At 64.2% G+C, this 26,248-nt stretch carries 29 protein-coding genes and 2 tRNA genes; 13 read left to right on the forward strand and 18 right to left on the reverse strand.

Annotated elements, in window-relative coordinates; translation table 11 throughout:
- The first annotated feature begins 6 nt into the window (after positions 1-6).
- Positions 7-1,686, forward strand: a complete 1,680-nt coding sequence (gene pknB, locus MJ603_RS00620; protein WP_243061731.1) for a Stk1 family PASTA domain-containing Ser/Thr kinase — start codon at positions 7-9, stop codon at positions 1,684-1,686.
- Between the two features lie 76 nt (positions 1,687-1,762).
- Here the strand turns inward: pknB and MJ603_RS00625 are convergent, their stop codons facing one another.
- Genes MJ603_RS00625 through MJ603_RS00635 form a run of 3 tightly spaced genes read right to left on the reverse strand, consistent with a single transcriptional unit; the run spans position 1,763 to position 3,461 of the window.
- Positions 1,763-2,401: an aminodeoxychorismate/anthranilate synthase component II gene (locus tag MJ603_RS00625; RefSeq protein ID WP_243061732.1), complete on the reverse strand. Its 639-nt coding sequence runs from the start codon at positions 2,399-2,401 to the stop codon at positions 1,763-1,765.
- Positions 2,398-2,559, reverse strand: a complete 162-nt coding sequence (locus MJ603_RS00630) for a hypothetical protein (RefSeq protein ID WP_243061733.1) — start codon at positions 2,557-2,559, stop codon at positions 2,398-2,400. Before MJ603_RS00630 ends, MJ603_RS00625 begins: the two co-directional genes overlap by 4 nt.
- Positions 2,559-3,461, reverse strand: a complete 903-nt coding sequence (locus MJ603_RS00635) for a class E sortase (RefSeq protein ID WP_243061734.1) — start codon at positions 3,459-3,461, stop codon at positions 2,559-2,561. The genes MJ603_RS00630 and MJ603_RS00635 overlap by 1 nt, the downstream gene beginning before the upstream one ends.
- A gap of 106 nt (positions 3,462-3,567) precedes the next feature.
- On the opposite strand from MJ603_RS00635, the gene MJ603_RS00640 reads away from it, so the two are divergent.
- Entirely contained in the window at positions 3,568-3,816 is a 249-nt protein-coding gene (locus MJ603_RS00640) for a cell division protein CrgA (protein WP_243061735.1), read from the forward strand.
- A gap of 160 nt (positions 3,817-3,976) precedes the next feature.
- Here MJ603_RS00640 and MJ603_RS00645 read toward each other — a convergent pair whose 3' ends face one another.
- Both MJ603_RS00645 and MJ603_RS00650 read right to left on the reverse strand, forming a co-directional pair.
- Positions 3,977-4,693 (reverse strand): rhomboid family intramembrane serine protease, encoded by a 717-nt coding sequence (locus MJ603_RS00645; RefSeq protein ID WP_243061736.1) that lies wholly within the window; start codon positions 4,691-4,693, stop codon positions 3,977-3,979.
- A gap of 196 nt (positions 4,694-4,889) precedes the next feature.
- Positions 4,890-5,429 carry a peptidylprolyl isomerase gene (locus MJ603_RS00650; RefSeq protein ID WP_243061737.1) on the reverse strand — a complete coding sequence of 180 codons (540 nt, stop codon included), beginning with the start codon at positions 5,427-5,429 and terminating at the stop codon, positions 4,890-4,892.
- Between the two features lie 99 nt (positions 5,430-5,528).
- Here MJ603_RS00650 and MJ603_RS00655 point away from each other — a divergent pair, with 99 nt between their 5' ends.
- A complete protein-coding gene (locus tag MJ603_RS00655) occupies positions 5,529-6,041 on the forward strand; it encodes a hypothetical protein (protein ID WP_243061738.1) in 513 nt (170 codons plus the stop codon).
- 76 nt (positions 6,042-6,117) lie between these two features.
- Here the strand turns inward: MJ603_RS00655 and MJ603_RS00660 are convergent, their stop codons facing one another.
- From MJ603_RS00660 to MJ603_RS00670, 3 genes are all read right to left on the reverse strand, one after another.
- Positions 6,118-6,537 (reverse strand): NUDIX hydrolase, encoded by a 420-nt coding sequence (locus tag MJ603_RS00660; RefSeq protein ID WP_243061739.1) that lies wholly within the window; start codon positions 6,535-6,537, stop codon positions 6,118-6,120.
- Positions 6,538-6,589: 52 nt separating this feature from the next.
- Entirely contained in the window at positions 6,590-7,489 is a 900-nt protein-coding gene (prpB, locus tag MJ603_RS00665) for a methylisocitrate lyase (RefSeq protein ID WP_243061740.1), read from the reverse strand.
- A gap of 69 nt (positions 7,490-7,558) precedes the next feature.
- Positions 7,559-7,960, reverse strand: coding sequence for a RidA family protein (locus tag MJ603_RS00670; RefSeq protein ID WP_243061741.1), 402 nt, complete (start codon positions 7,958-7,960; stop codon positions 7,559-7,561).
- A gap of 76 nt (positions 7,961-8,036) precedes the next feature.
- On the opposite strand from MJ603_RS00670, the gene MJ603_RS00675 reads away from it, so the two are divergent.
- Positions 8,037-8,306: a hypothetical protein gene (locus MJ603_RS00675; protein ID WP_243061742.1), complete on the forward strand. Its 270-nt coding sequence runs from the start codon at positions 8,037-8,039 to the stop codon at positions 8,304-8,306.
- Between the two features lie 97 nt (positions 8,307-8,403).
- Here the strand turns inward: MJ603_RS00675 and MJ603_RS00680 are convergent.
- The 10 genes from MJ603_RS00680 to dnaA form a co-directional block, all read right to left on the reverse strand.
- A tRNA-Ala gene (locus MJ603_RS00680) sits at positions 8,404-8,476 on the reverse strand.
- Between the two features lie 145 nt (positions 8,477-8,621).
- Positions 8,622-8,695 (reverse strand) — tRNA-Ile (locus tag MJ603_RS00685).
- Between the two features lie 76 nt (positions 8,696-8,771).
- On the reverse strand, positions 8,772-9,179 hold the full coding sequence (locus tag MJ603_RS00690; protein WP_243061743.1) for a DUF3566 domain-containing protein: 408 nt from the start codon (positions 9,177-9,179) through the stop codon (positions 8,772-8,774).
- A complete protein-coding gene (gene gyrA, locus MJ603_RS00695) occupies positions 9,148-11,784 on the reverse strand; it encodes a DNA gyrase subunit A (RefSeq protein WP_243061744.1) in 2,637 nt (878 codons plus the stop codon). Before gyrA ends, MJ603_RS00690 begins: the two co-directional genes overlap by 32 nt.
- 85 nt (positions 11,785-11,869) lie before the next feature.
- Positions 11,870-13,861 carry a DNA topoisomerase (ATP-hydrolyzing) subunit B gene (gyrB, locus tag MJ603_RS00700; RefSeq protein WP_243061745.1) on the reverse strand — a complete coding sequence of 664 codons (1,992 nt, stop codon included), beginning with the start codon at positions 13,859-13,861 and terminating at the stop codon, positions 11,870-11,872.
- 124 nt (positions 13,862-13,985) lie between these two features.
- Complete coding sequence (locus tag MJ603_RS00705) at positions 13,986-14,471, reverse strand: DUF721 domain-containing protein (protein ID WP_243061746.1); 486 nt, start codon at positions 14,469-14,471, stop codon at positions 13,986-13,988.
- Positions 14,464-15,681: a DNA replication/repair protein RecF gene (recF, locus tag MJ603_RS00710; protein ID WP_243061747.1), complete on the reverse strand. Its 1,218-nt coding sequence runs from the start codon at positions 15,679-15,681 to the stop codon at positions 14,464-14,466. Before recF ends, MJ603_RS00705 begins: the two co-directional genes overlap by 8 nt.
- Before the next feature lie 64 nt (positions 15,682-15,745).
- Complete coding sequence (gnd, locus tag MJ603_RS00715; RefSeq protein ID WP_243061748.1) at positions 15,746-16,633, reverse strand: phosphogluconate dehydrogenase (NAD(+)-dependent, decarboxylating); 888 nt, start codon at positions 16,631-16,633, stop codon at positions 15,746-15,748.
- 55 nt (positions 16,634-16,688) lie between these two features.
- The gene (gene dnaN / locus MJ603_RS00720) at positions 16,689-17,834 is read right to left on the reverse strand and encodes a DNA polymerase III subunit beta (RefSeq protein WP_243061749.1); all 1,146 of its coding nucleotides are present in this window, start codon (positions 17,832-17,834) and stop codon (positions 16,689-16,691) included.
- Positions 17,835-18,278: 444 nt separating this feature from the next.
- Positions 18,279-19,703: a chromosomal replication initiator protein DnaA gene (gene dnaA, locus MJ603_RS00725; protein ID WP_243061750.1), complete on the reverse strand. Its 1,425-nt coding sequence runs from the start codon at positions 19,701-19,703 to the stop codon at positions 18,279-18,281.
- 464 nt (positions 19,704-20,167) lie between these two features.
- On the opposite strand from dnaA, the gene rpmH reads away from it, so the two are divergent.
- From rpmH to MJ603_RS00770, 9 genes are all read left to right on the forward strand, one after another.
- Positions 20,168-20,305 carry a 50S ribosomal protein L34 gene (gene rpmH, locus MJ603_RS00730; RefSeq protein ID WP_243061751.1) on the forward strand — a complete coding sequence of 46 codons (138 nt, stop codon included), beginning with the start codon at positions 20,168-20,170 and terminating at the stop codon, positions 20,303-20,305.
- Positions 20,306-20,315: 10 nt separating this feature from the next.
- Positions 20,316-20,663, forward strand: coding sequence for a ribonuclease P protein component (gene rnpA / locus MJ603_RS00735; protein ID WP_243061752.1), 348 nt, complete (start codon positions 20,316-20,318; stop codon positions 20,661-20,663).
- Positions 20,651-20,962 carry a membrane protein insertion efficiency factor YidD gene (gene yidD, locus MJ603_RS00740; RefSeq protein WP_243061753.1) on the forward strand — a complete coding sequence of 104 codons (312 nt, stop codon included), beginning with the start codon at positions 20,651-20,653 and terminating at the stop codon, positions 20,960-20,962. Before rnpA ends, yidD begins: the two co-directional genes overlap by 13 nt.
- An 11-nt stretch (positions 20,963-20,973) precedes the next feature.
- Positions 20,974-21,963, forward strand: a complete 990-nt coding sequence (gene yidC, locus MJ603_RS00745; RefSeq protein ID WP_243061754.1) for a membrane protein insertase YidC — start codon at positions 20,974-20,976, stop codon at positions 21,961-21,963.
- A gap of 5 nt (positions 21,964-21,968) precedes the next feature.
- On the forward strand, positions 21,969-22,493 hold the full coding sequence (locus MJ603_RS00750) for a R3H domain-containing nucleic acid-binding protein (RefSeq protein ID WP_243061755.1): 525 nt from the start codon (positions 21,969-21,971) through the stop codon (positions 22,491-22,493).
- A 13-nt stretch (positions 22,494-22,506) separates the two neighbouring features.
- Entirely contained in the window at positions 22,507-23,136 is a 630-nt protein-coding gene (gene rsmG, locus MJ603_RS00755) for a 16S rRNA (guanine(527)-N(7))-methyltransferase RsmG (RefSeq protein WP_243061756.1), read from the forward strand.
- 103 nt (positions 23,137-23,239) lie between these two features.
- Positions 23,240-24,109: a ParA family protein gene (locus MJ603_RS00760; protein ID WP_243062692.1), complete on the forward strand. Its 870-nt coding sequence runs from the start codon at positions 23,240-23,242 to the stop codon at positions 24,107-24,109.
- Positions 24,110-24,180: 71 nt separating this feature from the next.
- Positions 24,181-25,125 (forward strand): ParB/RepB/Spo0J family partition protein, encoded by a 945-nt coding sequence (locus MJ603_RS00765; RefSeq protein ID WP_243061757.1) that lies wholly within the window; start codon positions 24,181-24,183, stop codon positions 25,123-25,125.
- A 305-nt stretch (positions 25,126-25,430) separates the two neighbouring features.
- Entirely contained in the window at positions 25,431-26,087 is a 657-nt protein-coding gene (locus MJ603_RS00770) for a pyridoxal 5'-phosphate synthase (protein WP_243061758.1), read from the forward strand.
- Positions 26,088-26,248: the final 161 nt, after the last annotated feature.

Consider the following 26,248-nt stretch of genomic DNA (forward strand, 5'->3'; position numbering starts at 1 on the left):
CCCCGCATGCTCGCGGGGCGATACCGCGTGGGCGAGCTCATCGGGCGCGGCGGAATGGCCGACGTGCACAAGGGTGTCGACACCCGTCTAGGCCGCACGGTCGCGATCAAATTGCTCAAGCCCTCGCTGGCGACCGACCCCGCGTTCCGCACCAGATTCCGCCAAGAGGCGCAGGCTGCGGCGCGTATGGCGCACCCCACGATCGTGCGCGTCTTCGACGCAGGCGAAGAGACCGTTCGCGACTCGATGGGCAACGAGGTGCAGGCCCCGTTCATCGTGATGGAGTTCGTGGACGGCGTGCTGCTGCGTGACATCCTGCGCAACGGTCCGATCGAACCGACCGAAGCGGCGCGAGTCGCTTCAGGCCTGCTGACGGCGCTCGAATACTCGCACCGCGCCGGCGTCGTTCACCGCGACATCAAGCCAGGCAACGTCATGATCACCCGCGCCGGCCAGGTCAAGGTGATGGACTTCGGCATCGCGCGTGCCATCAGCGACTCGTCCGCGACAGTCGCGCAGACCACAGCCATTCTCGGCACGGCGAGTTACTTCTCCCCCGAACAGGCCAAGGGCGAGACGGTGGATGCCCGCACCGACTTGTACTCGACGGGTGTCGTTCTCTTCGAGATGCTCGCCGGCAGGCCGCCGTTCCGCGGTGACACCGCCGTCGCGGTCGCGTATCAGCACGTGAGCGAACAGCCGGTCAAGCCGAGCAGCGTCAATCCCAAGGTGTCGCCCGCGTTGGACATGGTCGTGTTGCGAGCCCTGGCCAAGGACCGGGTGCAGCGCTACCAGTCGGCGGCCGAGTTCCGGGACGATCTGGAGCTGGCGGCATCCGGCAAGGTTCCGGTGCACAACAAGCGGGACGCCTTCGCCGAGACCCTGTTCGGTGACGCGGGGACAACACCGACGCCCGCCGTGGCGGCGCTGCGCCAACTCGCGGATGACGACGAGGTGGTCCGCACCCAGAATCGCCCTCCCGTGCTGTGGATCTGGGCGGGAGTGCTCAGCGTCGCCGTCATCATCGCAGCGCTGTTGCTCTGGGTCTTCAACCAGACGCCGACACAGCACCTCGCCGACAATGCCGCGAAAGTGCCGATCGTCGCAGGACTCACGCTGAACCAGGCGACCGAGAAGATCAAGGACGCCAAGCTCGACCCCACCTTCATCGACGAGTCCAGCACCACCGTCACCAAGGGCAGGGTCATCCGCACCAACCCCGGTGCGGGCGTCATCGCCAGCAAGGGCGACAGCATCAGCGTGTACGTGTCCAGCGGCGCCAAGGCGGTGAACATTCCGGATGTCTCGGGCAAGTCGATCGCGGACGCCGAGAAGGCGCTCCAAGACCTCGGCTTCAAGACGGGGCAGATCAACAATCAGGATTCGCCGACGGTGCCGTCGAACGTCGTGATTTCGACCGATCCGGCCACAGGGGCCACGGCGCACGAGGGCGACACCATCAACTTCGTCGTCTCCAACGGTCAAGTCACGCTGCCCGATCTCACGGGCATGAGCGTGCAGGACGCGACCAACACTCTGCAGGATCCCAAGCTGGCCCTCGTACCCAATGCTGTGGGCGATCCGAGCTGCGCCACGCAGACGGGCGCGCCGGTGAATCACCAGTCGCAAGCCCCTGGTCCGGTCCCTCAGGGCTCCACAATCACGTTCTCGTACTGCACCGGCTAGTCCGCGCCCCAGCTCTCTGAGCGAGCGAAGGGAGTCGAAGGGCGCTCCTCAACGGCAATGCCCAATCGAACGGTCACTACCCGACGGCGAGGAGCGGGTCGAGTCCCTTCGCGCGCTCCTGTGCTCCCTCGAGGCCTGCGACGGCCAGCCAGTTGCCCAGCATGCGGTAGCCGTCCTGCGTGAGCACGGACTCGGGGTGAAACTGCACACCATAGATGGGCGCCTCGCGATGCCGAACGCCCATGATCACGCCACCGGGCGTTCGAGCCGTGACGATCAGGTCGTCCGGAACCGTCCCGTCGACGACCGCAAGCGAGTGATATCGCGTCGCGGTGAAGCCCTGTCGCACGCCGTCGTAGAACGGAGAGCCGTCGTGCTCCACGATCGACGTCTTGCCGTGCATCAGCTCTTCGGCGTTAGTCACCGTCGCGCCGAACGCTTCGGCGATGGCCTGGTGCCCGAGACACACGCCGAGCAGCGGCGTCTGCGATCGCAACGCGGCGATCACGGTGATGACCGAGACGCCAGCATCCGCAGGGGTTCCCGGACCGGGCGACAGCAGCACGGCGTCGTAGCCGGCGAGTACCTCCGAGATGTCGTCCGGTGCGATGGCGTCGTTCCGCACGACATCCGTCTCGGCACCCAGCTCACGCAGATAACCGTTCAGCGTGTACACGAAGCTGTCGTAGTTGTCGATCACGAGCACGCGCGTCATACGGTCACCGTCCCTTCCTCGTTGCCTTGCAGCAGACTATCGACCCACGGGAAGACCCACGTGACCAGGCAGTAGAGCACGGCCAGGAACAGCACGACGAGAATCAGGATGCGCACCCAGGCCGGACCGGGAAGCACCCGCCACAGCGCTCCGTACATCAGTTGCCTCCCACTTCTGCCGCGATCTCTTTCGGCGGTCCAGCCGACAACGGCTGCCACGACTCCAACGTCCCGAACGCGGCGATGCGTTCCTGCGCGTGGTAAGGCGGATTGCACGTCGTCAGCGTGATGTAGCGGTCGGTCGCCTTTGCGCCCGCGACCTGGGGAACGTCGTAGAGCACCTGCACGGTGTTCGGGGTGATGTACTCCATGTTGCGGAATCGGTACGTGTAATAGCCCTCGTTCGTCTGGATGTAGATGGCGTCGCCGACCTGAAGCTTCGACACGTCGATGAAGGTGTTGCCGTAACCGGTGTCGTGTGCGGCGATGGCGAAGTTGCCGACAGCGCCGGGCATCTTCGTTCCCGGGTAGTGCCCGACGCCTGCGTCGTAACTGTTCAGCACGGCCTCTACGTCGACGGATTCACGAATCGTCCGCTTCCAGTCGGCTCCGAAGCGCGGCACGTAGATCACGGCGAACGCTTGGGCGAATCCTGGAGCCTTCATCACCGGCGGTGTTCCGTAGTCGGCCGTCTTCGTGCCGTCAGGAGCCACCTTCGTGGTCGGCGTCGGCGTCGGCGACTTCGTCGCCTGCTCGAGGTATTTCTGACTCTGCTGCGCAGCGGCGCTGTTCTGCTGCGCGGCGAGAACACCGGACTGCCACCAGGTCTGCCAGCCGAGAAAGAGCAGAACGAGCACACCAGCCGTCACGAGCAACTCACCGACGACACCGATCACCGACAGCCTCTGCCGCGGCTTGCGCGCGACCGATCCGCCTCGTCCTCGTGCGTGCATCGGCTGGCCGACACGTGTCGGATGGTCACCCGGCCGATCGGCCGGAGTCGGCAGCGTCTCCGCGAGGCGGGCCTCCTCATCGGGCGCGGAGTCGTGGCGATCGGTCACGAGGGGGAAGTCTAATCCGGCACTCTCTACGCCAGCCGAGCGAGCCTCAGATTCATAGCTCTCGACCGCGGAACCGCACATCGGCTACGGCTAGAATGTTCGGACTATGGCATCCAAGACCCGCACCAAGCGCTCCTCCCGATCGGTCGACGAGGTCCGGTCCACCGGCGACGCGCCGAACCCGGTGTGGTTCCTGCCCGTCATGCTCGGCTTCATGATCGTCGGCCTGTTGTGGATCGTCGTCTTCTACGTGAGCGGCAGCCAGTTCCCCATCCCGCAGCTCGGCGCGTGGAACATCCTGATCGGCTTCGCGATCGCTTTCGTCGGGTTCCTGATGACCACACGGTGGCGCTGATCTACTGACGTGCCCCCTGCGGAACCGCACGTTTCGCGCTGCTGGAACACGCGGCACCCGAAGAGCAATTACACCGGTGTAATTATCCCCACGTGTGGGTAAACCTGTGGATAACTCTCGGCCGATCCGATCGGCAGCATCATCGGATGCCCCGACCGGCTCAGCCGGCGAAGACGCGCCAGCTGCCGATCAGGATCAACACCACGGCCAGCACAGCAAGAAGCACGATCTGCAGCGGCCGTCTCGACCTGGCGCGGGTCTGCGTATAGATGAGCCCGACGAGGGCACCGCCGACGAGCCCTCCGACGTGGGCCTGCCAGGCGATCTGGAAGCCCGGCACGAATCCGATCACGAGGTTGATGCCCACGAGCACCAGCAATTGGGTGATGGGACCGCCGAGGTGCCGCTGAATGATCAGCAGTGCGGCAATCATTCCGAAGATCGCGCCGGATGCTCCGACCACAGGCTGCAACGGCGTGTCCAGCAGGTAGACCCCTACGGAGCCCGCGATCCCGCTGAGTAGGAACAACACGCCGTATCGCACTCTGCCCAACATCGGCTCGAGAACGATGCCGAAGATCCACAGGGTGTACATGTTCAGAAGGATGTGCAGGATGTTCGCGTGCGCGAACACGGACGTGAGCATTCGCCAGGGCTCGAACGCGATACCGGCAACTGTGCCCGTCGGATACCCGTAGATCCCGGCGTACTGCAGCGCGCTGGTCACCGACGAGCCGACCACGGGCAAGGACTGCAGGATGAACACGACGACGCAGATCGCGATGATCGCATACGTCACAGCCGGCTGCCGTGGGCCGGTCAGCCTCGTCAGGAACGCGGACTTCGTGCGGGGCGCCGTCGCGCGCTGCTGACGCATGCACTCGGGGCAGATGAACCCGACGGGCGCCGGCGTCTGGCACTCCCCGCAGATCGGACGACCGCAGCGCTGACAGCGCACATAGGTCGGCCGGTCGGGATGCCGGTAGCAAGTCGGGGGCGACGACTCGCCCGCCGGAGACGGTTGCGTCACTCGGGTCTCGGGTTCTCTGGGCGCGATCGGATGCCTGAGCCGACTACGCCTGCTCCACCGTGATCGACTCGATCACGACGTCGTCGAGCGGGCGGTCACGGCCGTCCGTCGGAACGCCGGCGAGCTTGTCGACGATGCGGCGTGAGGCGTCATCGGCGACCTCGCCGAAGATGGTGTGCTTGCCCTGGAGCCAGGTCGTCGGTCCGACGGTGAGGAAGAACTGCGAACCGTTGGTGCCCTGTCCGCCCTGAATGCCGGCGTTCGCCATGGCAAGCATGTACGGCTGCGTGAAGTCGAGGTCCGGGCTGATCTCGTCGTCGAAGCGGTAACCGGGTCCGCCGGTGCCGGTGCCGATCGGGTCGCCACCCTGAATCATGAACCCGGGGATGATGCGGTGGAACACGACGCCGTTGTACAGGCTGTCCGTTCGGGCCTCGCCCGTCTTGGGGTCGGTCCACTCCTGCTCGCCGGTGGCGAGACCCACGAAGTTCTTAACGGTCTTCGGGGCGTGGTTGCCGTAGAGGTTCACGGCGATGTCGCCATAGTTGGTGTGCAGAGTAGCCACTGCAGTGTGCTTGGACATGGCGTCAATTCTTACATAGGGGTTTCGTGCATCCCCTGGTCGTCCAAGCTTTCGGTGGCAAGATGGAGAAACCCGCACATTCGACTGGGTGGAGGAAACGTGAGTCTGTCACGCAAGCGCCAGAAGGAACTCAATCGGCTTCGCGCAGAGGCCCAGCAGCTGTGGGATTCCCAGCAGCAGGTTCTTGGAAGGGCGAACGTCGTCGCGCAGGAGGCCGGCCGCCAGGCCGCCCATCTGACGAGAGAAGAAGTGGCCCCCCGAGTCAAGGAGGGCTACGACCAGTACGTACGACCTGTCACCCGTGCTGCGGGCGATGTCGTCACCAACAACGTCGTGCCGGCACTCGGTACGGCTCTCGGCACCGCCCTGAGCGTCGCGGATGTCGCACACGACGCCCGTGTGCAGGCCGCGGTCAAGCGGCTCCGGACCGCCAAGGGCGACCTCGGCAAGAAGGCCGCAAAGTCCGGTCCGGGCTTCGGCACGTATCTCGCTCTTGCGCTCGGCGGCATCGCACTCGTCGGCATCGCTTACGCGGTGTGGCAGACGTTCCGCGCCGACGACGAGCTCTGGGTCGCTGAGGACGACGCCACCGAACCGCCGCTTCAGGACTGACGCGAGCGCAGTAAAGGGCGGATGCCGTGGCATCCGCCCTTTCGCGCGCGCCGAGTGCGGCGGGTGCGGTAGCCGATCAGGCGATCAGCCCCGCGAAGCGTAAGCCCGTGTCGACGAGGGACACCTTGCGTAGGGACGCGATTTCGCTCAGTTCGAACCATTGCGCCTCATCGGTGGAGCCGTCAGCTTCGTTCACCAACTCGCCACCGACCACGTGCGCGCGGTAGAGGATCCGCAGCGCTTGCAGCGGACCATCGCCAGAGATGCGTTGCTCCTCGGGAATGACGTGCGAGTGAACCCCGATGAGTTCGTCGAGCTCGGCGTCGTAGCCGGTCTCCTCCTGCACTTCGCGTACCGCGGCATCCGCCGGGTCCTCACCGGGCTCCAGGCCTCCGCCGGGGAGCGTCCACCCACTGCGCCCGTGCTCGTTCCAGTGGGCCAGCAGCACCTTCGAGCCATCGAAGATGACGGCGTAGGCGGCGACGCGGATGTCCATGCAGACACCATACGCGTCGACCTGGCTGCTGCCCCTCGGGGCGGCTCGGTCCTCAGCGCTCGATCGTGAAGTTGAAGATCGATGTGTCGAAGTGGTTGTAACCCTCGTAGTCGATGAGTTCGTAGAGCTCCGACCGGTGCTGCATCTCGCCGAGCTTGCCCGCGAGCGTCCCTCGCTCGTTCAACTCATCGAGCCCGCGCATGGCGGCTCCCATCGCGAGCCGCAGCAGTGAGACCGGCCAGATCACGATGTTCATGCCGACATCGGCGAGTTGCTGCACCGTGAACAACTCGCTCTTGCCGAATTCGGTCATGTTGGCGAGCAACGGAACGTCGACCGCCGCCCGCACGGCCTCGAACTCCTCCAGGGTCGCCATCGCCTCGGGGAAGATCGCGTCGGCGCCGGCATCCACCAGCGCTTTCGCCCTGTCGACCGCAGCCTGCAACCCGTCGACGGCACGGATGTCCGTGCGCGCCATGATCAAGAAGTTCGGGTCGCGACGCGCATCGACGGCCGCACGGATGCGCTGCAACGCCGTGTGCTCGTCCACCACCTGCTTGCCGTCGAGGTGGCCGCACCGCTTGGGATTGACCTGGTCCTCGATATGAAGGCCGGCGACGCCGGCATCCTCGAACTCCTGCACCGTGCGTGCCACGTTCATCGGCTCGCCGAAACCGGTGTCGGCATCCACAATGGCGGGAAGTTCCGTCATGCGAGCGATCTGCTTCGCCCGTCCGGTGACTTCGGTGAGGGTCGTCAGCCCGATGTCGGGAAGGCCGAGATCAGCCGAGAGCACGGCGCCGGAGACGTAGACGCCATCGAACCCCTTGCGTTCGATCAGCCGGGCGCTCAACGGGTTGAACGCACCGGGAAAGCGGAGGATCTCACCGGAGGCGAGGCGCCCGCGAAAGTCGGCGCGCTTCTCTGCGGACGACGTCGAGGAATACAGCATCCCTCAACGCTAGCAAGGCGACGTCGAAGCGAACCGCTGGGAGGTGAGCGGCCCGATCCGGGTTCGCGACTACACCGGGGGCAGCGCCGCTACGGCGCTCAGCTCGATGAGCGCGCCTGGCACTCCGAGTGCGACCACCCTCGCGCCCGTCACGAGGGGCGGAGGCCCGCTACGCGCAAGGCGCGGCGCGATCGTTCCGTACGCGGCGCGCAGATCGGCATCCTGATGAAACAGCACCGACCACGACACGACGTCGCCGAGGGATGCCCCTGCAGCGGCGAGTGCGATCTCAGCGTTGTCGAGTGCTTTCGCTGCCTGGGTGGCGACATCCTCGGAGACCACGGCGCCGGTCTCGTCGACGCCGTTCTGTCCGCCGAGGTAGATCGTCGTAGAACCGGCAGGCACGACCGCGACATGACTGAACGCCGGACTGACGACGAGGCCCGGCGGCTGGATGAGAGTGATGTCCATGGTGTGCATACTCTCCGGAGCCGCCGACAGTGCGTTCAACTCACCGACCGGGTACGCCGGTCGTAGACTGCGGCGCGTGAACGAGAGCGACCTGGACATCCTGATTCCGGCGGGCGATGACGCGGTGTACGTCCCCGCGGACGGAGCGCTCGACTCGCAGCCGCGGCCGCAGCCAGGCTGGGGGCCTTCCGCGCTCGGCTTCGTCGGCGTGAGCGTCGGATTCGCAACTCTCGTCGGACTCTGCGCGGCTCTGGCCGTCGTGCTCTGGCTCGCCCTCTTCGGGCGTTCCCTGCTTCTGCCGCTGGCCCTTATCTTCGGTTCCATCCTCTTTCCGTCAGGCGGCTAGGGCGGAGCGCCTCTCAGCACGCCCGTCTCCAGGCGGTGTGTCGCCGCGACGGCGTGGACAGGACACGGCATCGACCGGCGAAGAAGGACTGAAAGTGTGGAGCCTAGGAGAATCGAACTCCTGACTTCCTGCTTGCAAAGCAGGCGCTCTACCAACTGAGCTAAGGCCCCGTGTTCATGGCACGCTGGTCCTTGCCCGGCGTGCGTCGCTGCGCGATTCGCCGTACACGCCGCCGAATCGCTGTGGTGCGGAAGGCGGGCACGTCGCGTCGTGCAACTGCGTGGGTGACTTCCTGCTGCAGGAGGAACTCATCCGTGGGGATACGAGGACTTGAACCTCGGACCTCTTCGTTATCAGCGAAGCGCTCTAACCGCCTGAGCTATATCCCCGAACGATCACGTGCAAATGACCGAAGGACAGACTACCGGAGCCCCTGCGCTGACGCGAATCGAGCCCCGGCCGCCTTCAGTTATTTGTAAACCCGACCAGCAGGCCGCCGGTGATCTTGACGCTGAGGTTGTACAGCAGCGCGCACACGGCGCCAAGAGCCGTCGTGACGACCAGGTTCAGGATCGCGACCACGATCGAGAATCCCATCACCGTGCCCAGGCTCAGAATCGACTTCAAGTCGGTTCCGCTCGTACCCGAGATGTCCTTGAACAGGCTGTTCAGGTTGTCGAAGATTCCCGTCTGATCGAGCACCGTCCAGATCAAGAACGCACCGACGATCGAGATGATCGCAAGGCACAGTCCGATCAGGAACGAGAGCTTGACTGCCGACCAGAAGTCGACGTAGACCAGACGAAGCCTGACTTGCTTGGTTGAAGGCTTGCGCGAGGATTTACGCGCCAACTGTTCCGCTACCGTGCTCATCTAACGTGTCATCCTTTCCGGGCTGCTCGGCCCCCGGGTCGGTCTCAGTCTCCTCCGACTCGGCGTCGTGAGCGTCCAGATTCCGCTCGCTGTTCCGCGCGATCGCGATGATCTTGTCGTCATCGGCGAAGCGGGCGAATACGACACCCATGGTGTCCCGACCCTTGGCCGGCACCTCGGCCACGGCAGAGCGTACCACCTTGCCGCTGGCAAGAACCACGAGAACCTCGTCGTCTTCCTGCACGATGAGAGCACCCGCAAGGTCCCCTCGGTCATCACTCAGCTTGGCCACCTTGATGCCCAATCCACCACGACCCTGGAGGCGGTACTGGTCGACTGCAGTGCGCTTCGCGTACCCGCCCTCCGTCACCACGAACACGTAACCGTCTTCGGCGGAATCTTCAGAATCCACGCCCTCGGCGCCCGGGCCGGAGATCACCGCAGCGTCCAGAAGCGAGTCGTCGCCACGGAAGTGCATGCCGATCACACCCGAGGTCGAACGGCCCATCGGACGCAGCGCCTCGTCCGTCGCCGTGAAGCGAATCGACATGCCCTTGCGTGAAACGAGCAGGATGTCCGAGTCCTCTTCGGTGAGCAGCGCCGAGATCAGCTCGTCCTCCTCGCGAAGCTTGATCGCGATGATCCCGCCGGTGCGATTCGTGTCGTATTCCGCCAGTGCGGTCTTCTTGACCAGACCGTCACGTGTCGCGAGCACGAGGTACTTGGCGACCGCGTAGTCCCGGACGTCGAGAATCTCGGCGATCTCCTCATCGGGCTGCATCGCCAGCAGGTTCGCCACGTGCTGGCCCTTGGCATCGCGGCCGGCCTCCGGCAGCTCGTAGCCCTTCGCACGATAGACACGGCCCTTGGTGGTGAAGAACAGCAGCCAGTGATGGGTCGTCGTCACGAAGAAGTGATCGACGACATCCTCGCCGCGCAACTGCGCACCTTTGACGCCCTTGCCGCCACGATGCTGCGAACGGTAGTTGTCGCTGCGCGTGCGCTTGATGTAACCGCCGCGCGTGACCGTGATGACCATCTCTTCTTCGGGAATGAGGTCTTCGACACTCATGTCGCCGTCGAATCCGTACAGGATGTTCGTGCGCCGATCGTCTCCGAACTTGTCGGAGATCTCGGTGAGCTCCTCGCTCACGATGGACCGCTGACGGGCGCTGTCCGCGAGAATCGCCTTGTAGTCCGCGATCTCCGCCTCGAGGCGGGCGAGAGCGTCGATGATCTTCTGTCGCTCGAGGGCCGCGAGCCGGCGCAGCTGCATCGACAGGATGGCATCAGCCTGCACCTGGTCGACGTCGAGCAGATCCATCAGGCCCACGCGAGCCTCTTCGGTATTGGGCGAGCGACGGATCAGGGCAATGACCTCATCGAGTGCGTCGAGTGCCTTGACCAGTCCACGCTGGATGTGCGCGTCCTCTTCCGCCTTGCGCAGCCGGTACTGCGTTCGACGCACGATGACATCGATCTGATGATCGACCCAGGCGGAGATGAAGCCGTCGAGCGGCAGCGTGCGGGGCACTCCGTCGACGATCGCGAGCATGTTCGCGCCGAAGTTCTCCTGCAGCTGAGTGTGCTTGTAGAGGTTGTTCAGCACGACCTTCGCCACGGCGTCCCGCTTGAGCACGATCACCAGGCGCTGCCCGGTGCGGCCACTGGACTCGTCGCGAATATCCGCGATGCCGGCGATGCGGCCGTCCTTCACGAACTCGGCGATCTTGATGGCGAGGTTGTCGGGGTTCACCTGGTACGGCAGCTCGGTCACGACCAGGCAGGTGCGGCCGTGAACCTCCTCGACATTGACCACTGCGCGCATCGTGATCGAGCCACGACCCGTTCGGTAGGCGTCGTGAATGCCCTTCACACCGAGAATCTGCGCGCCGGTCGGGAAGTCCGGTCCCTTGATGCGCTCGATCAGAGCCTCGAGCAGCTCCTCGCGCGTGGCATCCGGATGTTCGAGGGCCCAGAGTGCGCCGGCGCTCACCTCACGCATGTTGTGCGGTGGGATGTTCGTGGCCATTCCGACGGCGATGCCGACAGAACCGTTGACCAGCAGGTTCGGGAACCGGCTGGGCAGAATGGCCGGCTCCTGCGTACGGCCGTCGTAGTTGTCTTGGAAGTCGACGGTGTCCTCGTCGATGTCGCGCACCATTTCCAGCGCGAGCGGGGCCATCTTCGTCTCGGTGTATCGAGGGGCGGCAGCGCCGTCGTTACCGGGCGAGCCGAAGTTTCCCTGGCCGAGGGCAAGCGGATACCGCAGGCTCCACGGCTGGACGAGGCGCACGAGCGCGTCGTAGATGGCCGAGTCACCGTGCGGGTGGAACTGGCCCATCACGTCGCCGACGACTCGAGAGCACTTGGAGTATGCCCGGTCGGGGCGGTACCCGCCGTCGTACATCGCATAGATCACACGGCGGTGCACCGGCTTCAGTCCGTCTCGCACCTCGGGGAGCGCGCGGCCCACGATCACGCTCATCGCGTAGTCGAGGTAACTGCGCTGCATCTCCAGCTGCAGATCGACGGGCTCGATGTTGCCGTGCACGATGCCGTCGGATGCTTGCGTGCTCTCCACGTCGCCGGTCTCGTCTGCCATCTATCTCTCTACTTCTCTTCTTGCGTTTCCATGTTGCCGCTGGTCGAGTAGCGCGCGACGGAGTCGCCCGCGTATCGAGACCCGCTCAAATGTCGAGGAAGCGCACGTCTTTCGCGTTCTTCTGAATGAAATGACGACGGGACTCCACGTCTTCGCCCATGAGGGTTGCGAAGATCTCGTCCGCGGCGGCCGCGTCATCCATGGTCACCTGTAGCAGTGTGCGTGTCTCGGGGTCCATCGTCGTCTCCCAGAGCTCCTGGTAGCTCATCTCACCGAGGCCCTTGTAGCGCTGGATGCCGTTGTCCTTCGGAAGCCGCCATCCCTTGGCCTGACCGTCGACCAGCAGCGCGTCGCGCTCACGGTCCGAGTACACGAACTGATGTTCCGAATTCGACCACTTCAAGCGATACAGCGGCGGCTGCGCGAGGTAGACGTAGCCCATCTCGATCAACGGCCGCATGTAGCGGAACAGCAGGGTGAGCAACAGGGTGGTGATGTGCTGGCCGTCCACGTCGGCATCCGCCATCAGCACGATCTTGTGGTACCTGGCCTTCGAGCCGTCGAAGTCCTCGCCGATGCCCGTGCCGAAAGCCGTGATCATCGCCTGGATCTCGGCGTTCGCCAGGGCGCGATCGAGTCGCGCCTTCTCGACGTTCAGAATCTTGCCGCGCAGCGGAAGGATGGCCTGAGTCGCCGGGTTGCGCCCCTGCTTCGCCGAACCGCCGGCCGAGTCGCCCTCGACCAGGAAGATCTCGCTTTCGGCGGGGTTGCGGCTGGAGCAGTCGGACAGCTTGCCCGGCATGCCGCCGCCCTCGAGAAGCCCCTTGCGGCGAGCGGTGTCACGCGCCTTGCGAGCCGCGAAACGGGCGGTCGCCGCCTGGATCGCCTTCCGGATGATCTCCTTCGCCTGCAGAGGGTTGCGATCGAACCAGTCGCCCAGTTGGTCGCCGACGACCTTCTGCACGAATGCCTTCGCCTCGGTGTTACCCAGCTTGGTCTTCGTCTGACCCTCGAACTGCGGTTCGGCCAGCTTCACAGAGATGACAGCGGTCAGACCTTCGCGCACGTCTTCGCCCGAGAGGTTGTCGTCGCGCTCCTTCAGGATGCCCTTCTCACGGGCGTACTTGTTGACGAGCGTCGTCAGCGCGGCGCGGAATCCCTCTTCGTGGGTTCCGCCCTCGTGAGTGTTGACGGTGTTCGCGTAGGTGTGCACGCTCTCGGTGTATGCAGTGGTCCACTGCATCGCGACCTCGAGTGCGATCTTGCGATTGGTGTCTTCGGATTCGAAGGAGATGATCTCGGCGTTCACCACCTCAGCGCGTTTCGCCGAATTGAGGTACTCGACGTAGTCCTCGAGACCACGCTGATAGAGATAGGTGTCGTTCCGGCCCTGGATCGGTTCGCCGTCTTCGTCGAGCGTCTCCTGCGGACGCTCGTCGCGGAGGCTGATCGTCAGACCCTTGTTGAGGAAGGCGTACTGCTGAAAGCGGGTACGCAGTGTGTCGTAGTCGAACTCGACACTGTCGAAGATCTCGGCGTTCGGCCAGAACGTGATGGTCGTTCCGGTCTCGGTGCTCTCTTCAGCCTGCTTCAGCGGGGCATCCGGAACTCCGATGTGGTAGCTCTGCCTCCAGACGTGGCCCTGCTGCTTCACTTCCACCTCGAACCGGCTCGAGAGGGCGTTGACCACAGACGAGCCGACACCGTGCAGGCCGCCGGAGACCGCGTAGGCGCCGCCTCCGAACTTGCCACCGGCATGTAGCACGGTGAGCACGAGCTCGACCGTCGAGATGCCCTCGGGCTGATGGATGCCGACGGGGATGCCGCGCGCGTTGTCGACGACTCGCACCCCGCCGTCCGCGGTCAACGTGACGTCGATGTGGTCGCCCTGGCCAGCGAGGTACTCGTCAACGGCGTTGTCAACGATCTCCGTCACGAGATGGTGAAGTCCTCGCGGCCCTGTCGAGCCGATGTACATGCCGGGGCGCTTGCGTACCGCCTCGAGGCCTTCGAGAACCTGAATCTGGCTTGCGCCGTACTCGTTGTCGGATCCAGCCGTTTTCGGTTCCGTCGTCATCGGGAATTGAGCTCCTGACCGCACTATTTTGGTGACTACTCAGTCTATCAAGTAGTGGCTGACGATCGGGCGAGAAACGGCCGTCTGACGCGATGAAAATGCTCGGTTGACCAGATTTGTCTGCTCAGCCGTAGGTGTCGCGTGGACCGCGCCCTGGGATCGACCTGGGGCCGCGTTTCCATGAGGGGACGTCAGGGCCCACGAACCGCATGCTTTCCACAGCCGCGTCCGGATAGCGCTTCTGGATGTGCAGCAGCAACTCTCCACGCATCAGGCGAAGCTGTGTCGCCCAGCTGGTGGAGTCGCACCGCACAGTGAGTACTCCGCCCTCGATTCCGGCCGGATCGGAGTGTTTCGCCGTCTCTTCCCCGACCACCTCCGCCCATGCCGCGAGCAGTTCGGACTTCGCCAGCGGCGAGCTCCAGCCGAGTTCGTCGGCGAGGGACGCGATTGCGCCGGAGAGTCCTAGCGGTTCCCGTCCGGGTTCGAACGGCTGACTCGTGTTGCGCCCCTGACGTGCACTTTCACGGCGTGCGTTGCGCTGTCCTCGTCCCGGATCGGCACCGAACAACTGCTTGAGGTGACGGTAGAACTCCGCCGACTCACTCATCCGAGGCTCCCACGTCGCTCGGCACGATCTCGTCCGGCGCCCATTCTTGCGACTCGTCTCCCTGCGAGACCACCGTGCCCGCACTGATCCTGACGGTGTGCGTTCGAAGCGCGGCCGGAACATCCTCGAACACCGCCGCTGTGACGAGCACCTGCTCGTATCCCTGCACGGATGCCGCCAGTCGCGCCCGCCTCGCCTGATCGAGCTCAGCGAACACGTCGTCGAGAATCAGCACCGGGTCACCGGTCGTCGACCGCTCCCGCAACAACTGCGCGGATGCCAGCCTCAACGCAAGCGCGAACGACCACGACTCACCGTGGCTGGCATATCCCTTCGCCGGCAGTCCATTGAGCTCGAACCGCACGTCGTCACGGTGCGGCCCGACCAACGTGACCCCTCGATCGAGCTCCCTGCTGCGCAGACCCGCAATCGCGGAGGCGAAGCGATCTCTCGTTGACCCTGATGCCGCCTCGGCGCGAACATCGCTCGCATCGTCGTCGTCTGGCTGTGCTCCGTCCACCGTGAGAAGTGGAACCAGGCGCGGGCCGTGATCACCGCCCGCGACGGCACGATAGGCGTCGCGCACCGGATCGACGAGATCGGCGATCAGTGCGGATCGCTCGTCGATGATCTCGGAACCGAGGGCGACCAGTCGCTCGTCCCAGACATCCAGTGTCGACAACGCCGAACCCCGCACACCCGATGCGCGAGCTGACTTGAGTAGTGTGTTCCTCTGCCGCAGCACTCGGTCGTAATCCGCCAGAACGCCCGCGAGCCGCGGTGCCCTCTGAATCAACACCGTGTCGAGGAAGCGCCGGCGCACGGCCGGCTCACCGCGCACGAGTGCGAGATCTTCCGGCGCGAACAACACCGTCGACAGGTAGCGGACCAACTCGCGCGGCTTCGACGCCGACCGGTTGAGCATCGCCTTGTTCGCGGACGACCTGTTCAGCTGCAGCTCGAGAAGCACCGAACGGCCTTCGCTCTCGACCCTGCACCGAATCACCGCCGCACCGACATCCTGGCGGATCATCGCAGTGTCGACGGGGGTGCGATGCGATCCCGATGTCGAGAGGTAGACCAACGACTCGACCAGATTCGTCTTGCCCTGGCCATTGCTGCCGACGAAGAGGTTCGGGCCGGCCGCGAACTCGACTTCGGCATGCTGGTAGTTGCGAAAGTCGGTCAGCGACAGGTGCGTCACCTTCATCGCCGGGCGCCCGTCGTTCGCATCACTGGAGTCCGGCCCACTTCGAACCGGCGAACATCGACGGTCAGTCGACGGCCTTCACGGCGTGCCCACCGAACTGGTTGCGCAAGGCAGCGACCGCCTTCATGGCGGGAGAGTCCTGCTGGCGTGAGACGAAACGCGCGAAGATCGAGGCGCTGATCGTCGGCATCGGGACGGCGTTGTTCAGGCCTTCCTCGACCGTCCACCTGCCCTCGCCGGAATCTTCGACGTACCCCTCGATCTGCTCGAACTCGGGATCCTGCTCGAGAGCCCGCACGAGCAGATCGAGCAACCACGACCGAACGACGGTTCCACGCTGCCACGCCTTGAACGTGCCGGTGACGTCCTTGACGATGTCCTTGCGTGTGTCGAGCAGCTCGTAGCCTTCGGCATACGCCTGCATGAGCGCGTATTCGATGCCGTTGTGCACCATCTTCGCGTAGTGACCGGCGCCGACCTCGCCGACGTGGACGAATCCCTCGTCGCGAGGACCGTCAGGGCGAAGCGCGTCGAACACCGGCATCACACGCTCGACCTGCGCAGCACTGCCACCGACCATCAGCCCGTAACCGTTGTCGAGTCCCCACACGCCACCGGAGACACCGGCGTCCATGAAGTCGACACCCGTCTTCGCGAGCTGTTCGGCGTGCTTGAAGTCGTCGGTGAACTTCGAGTTGCCCCCGTCGATGATCAGGTCGCCCTTTTCGAGGACGCCGGCCAGATCGTCGACGACGGAGTCGGTGATCTTGCCTGCCGGAACCATCACCCAGACCGTTCGCGGGGTGGGCAGTGCGGCTGCGAGCTCGGCAAGCGATGCGACGTCGGAGACAGCCGGATTGGTGTCGTAGCCGGTCACTTCGATGCCCTTGCGCTCGAGCCTCGAACGCATGTTGTTGCCCATTTTTCCGAGACCGATGAGACCGATGTGCATGATGAATCCTTTTGTCGTCTGGGCCGAATGGGAACCGAACCGGAGATGTCCCGGATCAGCGCAACAGCAGGTTCGGCTGCAGCAGATAACGGTAGCTGTCGCTTCCGGCCTGCTCCTTGCTGGTCTGACTGGTGACCAGAACCGGGCCGGGCTTGTTGGGGTTGTCGGTCTTCGTGAACGAGATGCGCACGAATTCCGAGTGCACGGCGCTGAGCCCGTCGAGCAGGAACTGCGGTTTGAGAGACACGACGGTGTCGTCGCCGGTGACGAGAGCCTCGACGCTCTCGGATGCCTGTGCCTGCTCGGAACCGATGGCCTCGAGCGTCAGCCCGTCGACGTTGAACGTGAAACGCAGCGCTGCCTCGCGCTCCAGCACCAACGACACACGTCGGGTCGCCTCGATCAGGTCCGCGGTGTTGATGACGGCGTAGTTCTCGACGGTCTCCGGAAACAATCGCTTCACCGGAGGGAAATTGCCCTTGATCAGCAACGACGTCACCGTCTTCTTCTCGGCGGTGAAGGCGATCAATTCGCGATCGTCTTTGGCCACCAGCGTCACCTGGATGTTGCCGTTGTGGCCGAATGTCTTGCCGATCTCCTGCAGGGTGCGTGCAGGAATCAGCGCTGTCGAAGGTTCCGATCGACCGACAGAACCGTCCCAGTCGATCTCGCGAACCGCGACTCGGTACCGATCTGTCGCGACCAGGCTCAACCTGTTCTGGCTGATCTCGAGCTGCACACCGGTGATCACGGGCGTGACGTCGTCGCGTGACGCAGCCACGGCCACCTGTGCGACGGCCTCCGAGAACTCGTCGGCGGGAACCAGACCGGACTCGCCCTCGATCTGCGGGAGCGTCGGATATTCCTCAACAGGCATAGACAACAGCGTGAAGCTCGCACTGCCGCACGTCACGACGATGCGGTTGTCGTCGGTGGCGAAGCTGACCGGAGCGTTCGGCAGCTTCGATGCGATCTCGGCGAGCAGGCGTCCCGACACGAGGACTCTGCCAGGTTCCTCGACGGCTGCGGAGATCTGGGTCTGCGCCGAGACCTCGTAGTCGAAGGCCGAGAGCGAGATGCCGTCATCGGTCGTGCTGATCAGCACACCACTGAGAATCGGCAGGGTCGTGCGCTGAGGCAGCAGCTTGACTGTGAAAGAAACCGCTTCGCTCAGCACATCGCGGTTGGCCTGAAACCTCACGAAGTTCTCCCCTGTCGGTACGCACACGGATGCATCCGCTCAATGCTATCCCCCGACGAGGACAGCACAGCGGCGAGGACGGTGACGACGAGCCAAGCGTTCAGGTTGTCGCATCGCCTGCTTAAAGAATCTTGTTCTCTTAATCGGCTTAACCGCTGTGGAAATTGTGGATAACTCGGTGGATGGCAGGCGGCACATGGGAACTACAACTGTGTGAGTTGTCGAACGACTGTTGATGAAACGTCTGACGCGGGGAGGAGCGACGCTGGCGTGACGGCTCACATTTCACAAGCTCGTCCACCCTGCCCACACCCTGACGCCTGTTGTTCATTAACTTTCAACAGGGTTATCCACAGTGTGAATATGCGTGCTGATCGCACGACACCGCTGGTCGAGTAGCGCCCGCGGACCCTTCGGCTCGCTACTCGACCACCGAGAGCGCCATCAGCGATGGGTCTGCTTGATGCGAGCGGTGAGCTCCGTGACCTGGTTGTAGATGGAGCGGCGCTCTTTCATGAGTTCGCTGATCTTCTTGTTCGCGTACATCACGGTGGTGTGATCGCGGTTGCCGAAGAGCTGTCCGATCTTCGGCAGGGAAAGATTGGTGAGCTCACGGCACAGGTACATCGCGATCTGTCGTGCCGTTGCGATGGCTTGCGATCGTGAGGAGCCGTAGAGATCGTCGACGCTGAGCTTGAAGTAGTCGGCGGTGGCCGTGATGATGTCGGCCGGCGACACGACGTTGTCGTCATCGAGGGTGATGAGGTCCTTGAGTACCGTCTGCACGAGGCTCATGTCGACCGGAGTCTTGTTGAGGCTGGCGAACGCGGTGACTCGGATGAGTGTTCCCTCGAGTTCGCGGATGTTGCTTGAGACCTTCGTCGCCATGAATTCGAGGATGTCGTCCGGCACCAGGATGCGCTCGCTCTGCGCCTTCTTGCGCAGGATCGCGATGCGGGTCTCGAGGTCGGGAGCCTGGACATCCGTGATGAGGCCCCACTCGAACCGTGTGAGCATGCGGTCTTCGAACCCGGTGAGGTGCTTCGGGGGGAGGTCGCTCGTGATGACGACCTGCTTGTTGTGGTCGTGCAACGTGTTGAAGGTGTGGAAGAAGGCCTCTTGCGTCTCGACCGCGCGCTGCAGGAACTGGATGTCGTCGATCAGCAGGATGTCGATGTTGCGATAGCGCGCCTGGAACGAGGAACCGCGGTTGTTCGCGATCGAGTTGATGAAGTCGTTCGTGAACTCTTCTGAACTGACGTAGCGAACCCGGATGCCCGGATACAAGCTCATGGCGTAGTGACCGATGGCATGCAGCAGGTGAGTTTTGCCGAGCCCGGAGTCGCCGTAGATGAAGAGCGGGTTGTACGCCTTCGCCGGTGCTTCGGCCACTGCCACTGCAGCGGCGTGCGCGAACCGGTTGGACTGGCCGATGACGAAGTTGTCGAAACTGTACTTCGGGTTGAGCCTCGAGTCGGCGTTGCGGGGAGCGGCGGTGATGTCGGTGATCGGGGCCGATGGCTGGCTCACTGTCTCGGGTGTGTCGATGTACCCGGACTCCATACGCTCAGGCTCGAGCTGCGGTGCATCGTGCGTGATGCTCGGGTTGACCACGATCGCGAAGTTGGATACCGAGAGTGCGTCGTCGAGACGGCCGATCGAATTGAGGAGTGGAACGCGGCAGCGCTGTTCGATCATGCCCCGGGTGAACTCGTTCGGAACCTCCAGATAGAAGGTGCCGGCCATGATGCCCTTCGGCTCGACGAGGCTGAGGAATCCGTAGAGCTGCGGAGTGACCCTCTCATCGGTCTCGAGGGTCGACAGCACCGACCTCCATGCGCTCGTCAACGACGCATTGCCGTCAGCCATAGTTCCCCTAGATCATTTCTCACGGACCCTGCCCGGCAGCCCGATCCACCCCGTTGTGAATCTTCCGGCCGGATGCAGCATGTCCCGGCCGCTCTTATCCACATGGTTATCCCCAACGTGTTGCAACGGCATTCTCAACGTCCGCGCGGTGCTTCGAACCGGTTGATTCACAACCTGGGGATAACTTCGCATGTCACGCTAACGAATCGAGCCCGCCCGCTCAAATCATGGAGCAGGCGAGATCTTCGGATCGTCGGCGTGCCTCTCCAGGCTTAGTCCTCTCCGTGTGGATAATCAACGGCTCGAGGTACGCCGGTTTGACCTGTGGCGAACCAGCCCGTACCGTTAATGGGTTGACCGCAGGCCGCACCAGCGGCACATCTTCCTTCTCCGGGCGCCTAGGGCGAACGTCTCCCATCGGGATCGCCTCACGAAGAACTGATATCGATCGAGAGACCTGTCTGATGAGCAAGAGAACCTTCCAGCCGAACAACCGTCGTCGCGCCAAGGTGCACGGCTTCCGCCTGCGCATGCGTACGCGTGCCGGTCGTGCGATCCTGGCGCACCGTCGTCGCAAGGGCCGTACCGAACTCTCCGCGTAGCAGCAGTGCGGTGCTCGCCAAGGCGAACCGAATCAGGACCGGCGCTGACTATCGGCTGACCATCCGTCGCGGTGTGCGTGTGCACGCTCCGAACACGATCACGTATGTGCGTCGTGTCTCCGACGCGACTCCTGTGCGGTTCGGCTTCGTCGTGAGCAAGGCCGTCGGGATCGCTGTCGTGCGCAACACCGTGCGTCGCCGCCTCAAAGCGGTGTCCCGTGAGTTGCTACCCGAGCTGGCACCCGGCCACGACATCGTGGTGCGTGCGCTGCCAGCGTCCGTGCAGGCATCCTGGACTACCCTGCAAGGTGAGATCCGCCGAGCCGTCGACGAAGTAGGCGCCCGATGCATGCCCTGATCACCACCGTCATCCTCATTCCGAGGAACGTCGCTGTGTTGATTCTGCGCGCCTATCGAAAGGTGATCTCCCCTTTGTACGGCGACGTGTGTCGCTACTACCCCTCGTGCTCGGCGTACGCGCTGAGGGCGATCCAAGAACACGGCCTGATCATCGGCGTGGCACTGGGAACGGCGCGCATCGCTCGCTGCCACCCGTGGGCCGCCGGCGGTGTAGACGACGTTCCCCGTAAGAAGACCCCCCGCTATTCCGTCACCCCATTCGGGTTCGTGGTGGCACGCGGCCACGCAAAAGGATGACCGAGTAACAGATGGACTTCATCTATACGATCCTCTGGCCGATCGAGTGGCTGGTTCAGCTGCTCCTGATCGGCTGGCACTGGCTCTGGACGACCGCGGGACTCGATCCCACGCAGGGCCTCACCTGGGTGCTGTCCATCGTCGGCCTCACCGCCGTGATCCGCGCCGCGTTGATTCCGATCTTCGTGCGCCAGATCAAGAACCAGCGGCGCATGCTCGAGGTGGCGCCGCAACTCAAGAAGATCCAGGACAAGTACAAGGGCAAGAAGGACCAGCTCTCCCGCGAGGCGATGTCGCGCGAGACGATGGAGCTCTACAAGCGCACCGGGACGAACCCGCTGAGTTCCTGTCTTCCTCTGCTGCTGCAGATGCCGGTGTTCTTCAGCCTCTTCCACGTTCTCAACGACGCGCAGGGCGGCCACGACAGCGTGGGATTGCTCAGCTCGGCCGGCCTGGTCCAGTCGTTCCAGCATGCGCAGTTGTTCGGGGCGCCGCTCAACGCGTCGTTCGGATCTCAGTGGTCGCTCATGGTCGCGGGCAAACCCTTCAGCTGGGAAGTCATGATCATCGCGGCGACGATGGTCGTTCTGATGACCGGCTCGCAGTTCCTCACTCAGCTGCAGATCGTCTCGAAGAACATGTCGCCGGAGACCAAGGCGAGCCCGCAGTTCCGCCAGCAGCGCATCCTTCTCTACTTACTCCCCTTCGTCTTCCTGTTCTCAGGTGTCGCCTTCCCGCTCGGCGTGATGTTCTACTGGCTCACTTCGAACCTCTGGACGATGGGTCAGCAATTCCTGGTGATCCGCAATATGCCGACGCCCGGTAGCGAGGCCGAGAAGGCCCGCGAAGCGCGACTGGCACGCAAGGGCAAGCTGAAGGCGGCGGCGGATGGAGCACCCGTGCTCATCGTCGACGAGATTCCCGCGAAGCCCGTCACCACGCAGAGGCAGCAGCCATTGAGCAAGTCCCGGGCGAAGAAGTCGACCGGCGGAAAGAAATAGTGAGCATGACAGACGAGTCCCCGGTGTCGGCGCAGGAATCGGCACCCCAGACCCTTGACGAGCCGACGAGTCCCGAGAGTCTCGAGGCCCAGGGCGATGTGGCCGCAGACTATATCGAGGCACTCCTCGACATCTGCGACCTCGACGGTGACATCGATATCGACGTTCAGAACGGACGCCCCTATGTGTCCGTGACCGCCGAGGATCCCGAGGCTCTTCGTCTTCTGAACCGTGCAGAGACCGTGAATGCACTCCAGGAACTGGCGCGCCTCGCCGTTCAGTCGAAGACGGGCGCGTTCTCGCGTCTGATCCTCGACATCGGCGGTTCGCGTGACGCGCGCAAGCAGGAGTTGACGGTGCTGGTCGATCGGGCGATCGCTCGCATCGAGGAGGGGTCGGCGCAGGCTGCTCTCCCCCCGATGTCATCGTACGAGCGCAAGATCGTGCATGACGTGGTGGCCGAGCGTGGGTTCTCATCGCATTCCGTCGGCGAGGCATCCGACCGCCACACGGTCGTCACTCGCGCATAGTTTCACGTGAAACATGACGACAATCGTCGAGCCTGAACCCGCGGCCGCCGCTGCGATCTTCGGCGCGCGTATCGACTCCGCTCGAGCCTTCGCGGATGCGCTGGCCCGCGAAGGCGAGGAGCGCGGTCTGATCGGCCCGCTCGAGCCTCCCCGGCTGTGGACGCGGCACGTTATCAACTGTGCTTTGGTCGCGCCGGTCCTATCGCCCGGTGTCGTCGGCGACATCGGGAGCGGGGCCGGGCTACCGGGCATCGTGTTGGCGATCGCCAGGCCGGACGTTCGCTTCGTACTGATCGAACCGATGGAACGTCGCGTCGTGTGGCTCGAGGAGCAGGTGCGAGCACTCGGCCTGGACAACGTCGAGGTGGTACGTGCGCGCGCGGAAGACGTGAAGCTTCCGCGCAAACTCGACCAGGTGACGGCTCGCGCAGTGAGCGCCTTCCGCAAGCTGGCGCCGATCGCCGCACCCCTGGTGAGAGACGGCGGAGAACTCGTCCTGATGAAGGGCGAGAACGCGAGCGCTGAGATCGATGCTGCTGCCAAGGAGATTCGTCGTTTGCACCTCAGTGATGTTCACGTCGAAGTGCTCGGCGAGGGCGTCGTCGACGAGGTGACGAGGATCATCCGGGCTACAGTGAGATAGCCCGTTCGCACGCCGGCCGAGCCCGACAGTAGTTCAGAAAGTCACCAGGTTTCACGTGAAACATCCCGACACCGAGGACACGGAGGTGCGTTCGCCGTTGGACATGTCGACGCCCCTGGCAAGCGAGATCAGCGACCTCAATCGCCGCCGCCAAGCCCTCGAGGAGACGACCCTGCCCTTGCCGTCGCGGACTCGCGTCTTCACCGTCTCCAACCAGAAGGGAGGCGTCGGGAAGACCACGACGGTTGTGAATCTCGCTGCTGCGTTGGCTCGCTCCGGTGCTCGTGTTCTGGTGATCGACCTAGACCCGCAAGGCAACGCTTCCACGGCGCTCGGAGTCGAGCACCGTGAGGGCACCCCGAGCGTGTATGACGTGATCGTCAACGACACCGAGATGGCCGAGGTGGTTCAGGAGTCCCCTGAGCAAGCGGATCTGTTCTGTGTGCCAGCGACGATCGACCTGGCGGGCGCCGAGATCGAACTCGTCTCGATGGTGGCCCGTGAGCAACGGCTGTCCCGCGCATTGCGGACGTTCCTCGACGAGATCGCCGAGGGCATCGACTACGTGCTGATCGACTGCCCGCCGTCGCTGGGACTCCTCACCATCAACGCCTTCGTGGCTGCGACCGAGGTGCTCATTCCGATTCAGTGCGAGTACTACGCGTTGGAAGGCCTGGGTCAGCTACTGAAGAACATCTCGATGATCGAGAAGCACCTCAATCCGAAATTGAAGGTGTCGACCATCTTGCTGACGATGTTCGATTCGCGCACCAACCTCGCGCACCAAGTCGCGGAAGAAGTGCGCCAGCACTTTCCGAAGGAGGTGCTGGAGACGATCATCCCCCGGTCGGTGCGCATCTCCGAGGCGCCGAGTTACGGACAGAGCGTGATCAGCTACGACGTGGCCTCACCCGGTGCGCTCTCGTATCTGGAGGCGGCGGCGGAGATTGCACGTCGCGGGGTACCGCGCTGAGGAGTCGGTCCGCTGAACCGAACACGACGTTGACAGCGCCGCGCTCGCGCGGCAGACGAGGAAAGGCCACCATGGCAGCGAAGCGCACCGGCTTGGGACGCGGGATCGGGGCACTGATCCCCACGACCGACACCGAGGGGCAGCGTCCCATCGACGTGTTCTTCTCCGAGGACAGAGACACCCGCGCGGAGCCGGATGGACTGGTGGCAGTACCGGGGGCCAGGCTTGCCAGCCTCTCCCCCGATGACATCGTGCCGAACGCTCAGCAACCCCGCACCGAGTTCGACGCGGACGCGATGGACGAGCTCGTTGCGAGCATCCGCGAGGTAGGCGTGCTGCAGCCGGTCGTCGTGCGGCCGCTGACCGCGACGCCCGGCAAGTATGAACTGATCATGGGCGAGCGACGGCTTCGCGCGACGAAGATCGTCGGGTTGTCCGCCATTCCCGCCGTGGTGAAAGACACCGCTGACGAGGACATGCTGCGGGATGCCTTGCTCGAGAACCTGCACCGGTCGCAGTTGAACCCGCTGGAGGAAGCTTCCGCGTACCAGCAGCTCCTGGCCGACTTCGGCATCACGCAGGATGAGCTCGCTACCCGGATTGGTCGATCCCGCCCGCAGATCACCAACACGATCCGGTTGCTGAAGCTGCCGGCGCCGGTGCAGCAGCGGGTTGCCGCAGGCGTGCTCAGCGCAGGACACGCTCGTGCGATCCTCTCGGCGGGCGACGTCGCGGCGATGCAGAAGCTCGCAGACAAGATCGTCAACGAAGACCTTTCGGTGCGGTCGGCCGAGGCACTCGTGAGTGCGAAGCCCAAGGAAGCGAAGCCTCGCCCCGCAGCGGGAAAGCGACAGGGTCACCTCGACGGCATCGCCGATCGGCTCGGTGACCGCCTCAACACTCGGGTCAAGGTGGCACTCGGCGTACGCAAGGGGCAGATCACCATCGAGTTCGCCTCGGTGCAGGATCTGAACCGTATTCTGCAGGAGATCGGCGAAGATCCCTTCGCCGGTTGACTGCCGCCGATAGTCGGTTGATTACGCAGGATTTCGGCCGCCCGGGCGGAGACCGCTCCCCCGCGCGATGTTTCACGTGAAACATTCCATGAGTACGGACGTCGCCGAGCTCTGACGGAACGGGCGTGTGCTCGGCTGCCCGCCACGCACAGTGGTGACCCGACGTCTGGCCGTCGAACACCGGAGTCTGGCCATCGGTGATCGGTGCCAGTCGTTCGGCGCCCGTCGTTCGAGGCGGGGCGAGTGGGATCGTTCAGCCGTCGGCCGGTTTGGATCCCGTCGTCTGCCGGTGACAGGCTGTCGTCGTGCCCTCACTGCGTGAATCCCTCAGAGCCCTGCCGTCGATCGTTGGTGTGCCGCTGCCATTCGATCTCAATGATGCGCCGGAGAACCCGCGCGACCTCACCGTCGAGTGGTTGCTCGCCGCAATCGACGCCGGAGTCACCGAGCCCCACGCCGCAACACTGTCGACGGTCGATGCCGACGGATGGCCGGATGCCCGCGTGCTCATCCTGAAGAATGTGACCGAGAACGGCGCCTTCGAAATCGCCACCACGCTCGGCTCCGCCAAGGGGCTCCAGTTACAGAACAACCCGCGCTGCGCGCTCTCGTTCCACTGGGCATCTCTCGCTCGAGCCGTGCGTATCCGGGGCGTGGCCGAACGGGCGGACCCGGCGACCGCAGCAACCGACTTCGCCGCTCGGCACCCGGATGCCAGAGCGCTCGTGCTCGCCGGCGCGCAGGGCAGCATCATCGACGACACGGCGGAGCACGAACGGTCTCTGGTGGAGGCCAGGCGGCTTGTCGCTTCAGCGCCCGATACCGGCTCCTCGGACTGGAGTGTCTGGCGGATCGCACCCGTCAGCGTCGAATTCTGGCAGGGCGATCCGAGTCGCGACCATCTGCGTCTGCGTTACGACCTCGGTGCTGATGGATGGGTGCACCATCGCCTCTCGGCGTGACCCTGTGCTCGGGCGGCGTGCATGATGTGGCGCTGCGCCAGTCGGCAGCACTCGGCGTGATGCTTCAGATTCGCGGCACATGATCTGACCTCAGCCGATCTGACGCGAAAGGTGGGTGATGGAGGGCGACCCGCCAAGCGAATCTGCGGAGATGTGATGGT

This window comes from Humibacter sp. RRB41, from assembly GCF_022761015.1.
Lineage (GTDB): Bacteria > Actinomycetota > Actinomycetes > Actinomycetales > Microbacteriaceae > Humibacter.